A 448-nucleotide genomic window follows, 5' to 3' on the forward strand; every position below is an offset into this window, starting at 1 on the left:
GTATACAGGTCTATTCATAAAGCGACGGGGTTCAGCAGAAATCCGGCGTAAGATGTTCTCAGCATACAAAAAGGCTCCCCTTTCCGGGAGCCTTTTTTTACAGAACAAGTGCGGCAATCCAGCCGAATATCACAAGCGGAATGTTATAGAAAATAAATGTCGGTACGCACGTATCCCAAATGTGGTGGTGCTGTCCGTCGGCGCTGAGGCCTGACGTCGGCCCGAGCGTACTGTCACTTGCAGGAGAACCCGCATCACCGACCGCGGCGGCCGCTCCGATTACGGCGATCGTCGCCATCGGGCTGAATCCGAGCTGAGCGCACAGCGGGACAAATATGGTCGTAATGACGGGTACGGTTGCAAATGATGATCCGATTCCCATCGTGATTAATAAACCGACCACCAGCATCAGGAGCGCGCCTAATGATTGACTGTGACCGATAAAGCC

General features: G+C 53.3%; 1 protein-coding gene. It reads right to left on the reverse strand.

What is annotated here, in order from left to right:
- Positions 1 to 97: 97 nt before the first annotated feature.
- Positions 98 to 448, reverse strand: a 351-nt coding sequence (locus tag ACTD9P_RS29940) for a Na+/H+ antiporter NhaC family protein (protein ID WP_438870467.1), incomplete at its 5' end; no start/stop codon positions are given.

Source organism: Pseudomonas onubensis (assembly GCF_965653655.1).
GTDB lineage: Bacteria > Pseudomonadota > Gammaproteobacteria > Pseudomonadales > Pseudomonadaceae > Aquipseudomonas.